Origin of the sequence: Kitasatospora sp. NPDC036755 (assembly GCF_040636595.1) — a bacterium.
Classification (GTDB): domain Bacteria; phylum Actinomycetota; class Actinomycetes; order Streptomycetales; family Streptomycetaceae; genus Kitasatospora.
The window spans coordinates 1-1,848 of record NZ_JBEZUT010000316.1; the positions used below are offsets into that span (position 1 = coordinate 1).

The 1,848-nt window shown below is 69.0% G+C and carries 1 protein-coding gene; it reads right to left on the reverse strand.

Annotated elements, in window-relative coordinates:
- Positions 1-21: 21 nt before the first annotated feature.
- The gene (locus AB0E96_RS33070) at positions 22-1,512 is read right to left on the reverse strand and encodes an FAD-binding protein (protein WP_359829485.1); all 1,491 of its coding nucleotides are present in this window, start codon (positions 1,510-1,512) and stop codon (positions 22-24) included.
- Between the last annotated feature and the right edge of the window lie 336 nt (positions 1,513-1,848).

The window sequence follows — 1,848 nt, forward strand, 5'->3', positions numbered from 1 at the left end:
GTCTCGTTGTGGTGTTTGTGGTTAGGGGAAGATGTTTTGGCCGGGGGTGAGGGTGTGGGTGGGGTCGTAGGTGTTTTTGGCGTTGGTGAGGGTGGTGTAGTGGGGGCCGTAGTGGTGTTGCCAGTCGGTGGGGGTCATGTTGGGGATGGCGCCGACGAGGTAGCGTTTGGCGCCGAGTTGGGTGGCGAGGTTGTAGAGGGTGCGGTTGCGGGTGAGGGCGGGGGTGGGGTTGGTGTTGGGGTGGGGGAAGGCGAGGAAGTCGAAGAGGTAGGTGGTGGGTTCGTTGGGGGTGATGGCGAGGGGGTGGGTGAGTTTGTTGGTGGGGAAGGGGTAGCAGAGGAGGAGGCCGGCGCCGATGTCGTCGGGGGTGATGTGGGGGAGGGCTTGGTTGAGGAAGGTGGGGGTGGTGGAGGCGGGGAGGAAGAGGGAGAGCCAGGGTTTGGGGGCGTTCCAGTAGCCGAGGTTTTTGATGGTGTCGGCGAAGGTGTCGGCGCGGTAGGTGTATTGGCGGTAGGTCTGGTCGGTGATGTCGGTGGTGGTGGGGTTGAGGCCGGTGAGGAGGGGTGTGGGGTTGGGGGGTGTGGGGCCGTTGTAGTGGGCGACGGCTTCGATTTTGTAGCGGGGGGGTTGGCCGTTGGGTTGGATGAGGATTTCGCCGACTTGGGAGGGGAAGCGGCCGTCGGTGAGGAGGGTTTGTTGGTCGGTGAGGAAGGTGTTCTGGTCGTTGTAGGTGAGGGTGAAGACGCGGGCGTTTTGGGGGGCGGGGATGAGTTTGAGGGTGGCGCGGGTGATGATGCCGACTTGGCCGGCGCCGGCGAGGGCGGTGTGGAAGAGGTCGGGGTTGCGGGTGGGGGAGGCGGTGAGGATGCGGCCGGTGCCGGTGACGATTTCGATGGATTCGACGGTGTCGGCTTGGAGGCCGTGTTTGTGGACGGTGGAGCCGATGCCGCCGACGCTGATGGTGCCGCCGATGGAGAGGTGGAGGTAGTCGGTGAGGCAGGGGGGTGTGAGGTTTTGGGTGAGGGCGGCTTCGGTGAGTTGGGCCCAGGTGACGCCGGCGTCGACGGTGGCGTTGGTGGGGGTGATGGTGTGGATGCGGTTGAGGGCGCGGGCGTTGATGCTGATGCCGCCGGCGACGCCGGCTTGGCCGTAGTTGGAGTGTGATTCGAGGTCGGTGCCGGTGCCGCTTTGGCCGTTCATGGCGACTTTGAGGTTGTTGCGGCGGGCGTAGTTGATGATGGTGGCGATGTCGGGGGCGCCGGCGGGGTTGAGGACGGCGTAGGGGGTGGTGGTGGTGAGGCGGCCGAAGTCCTGGGCGTGGGCGGTGCGGGCGGGGGTGCTGGTGGTGAGGGTGCCCTGGATGGGGGGGATGGGGGCGATGCAGCCGGGGGGTGCGGGGGTGGTGTTGGTGGTGGCCCAGGTGCGGGTGGTGGTGTTGAAGCCGATGACGGTGGCGGCGGTGGCGGCGGCGCCGGTGAGCAGGGTGCGTCGGGAGAGGTCGGGGCGGTTCATGCGCGGTGGTCTCCTGGGTGCTGGTGGTGGTGGGTGGGGTTGCGGGTCGGGTGGTGAGGTGGTGCGGGTGTCCGGCGGCCGGGCGGCCGGGCGGTGGGGCTGAGGCGCGGGTGGTGCGGGGCCGGGGGCCGGGGGCCTGGGCGGGGGCCGGGGGTGTGGTGCGGGGCCGGGGCGGGTTGCCCGGTCCGGTCGTTCCGCGGTCCTGCGGTTGCTGTCCTACGGTTGCGCGGTTGCGTGGTGGGGCGGTGGTGTCCCGGCGCCGTGCCCTCGTGCTGTCGTGCTGTCGTGCGGTGGTCCGGTGGTCCGGTCGGCTTGCCGGTGCGGGCGTTTTGCGGC

What these genes read in the sequence shown, in the direction of transcription:
- AB0E96_RS33070 (WP_359829485.1), bottom strand. Translation starts at nt 1,512, where the DNA reads ATGAACCGCCCCGACCTCTCCCGACGCACCCTGCTCACCGGCGCCGCC.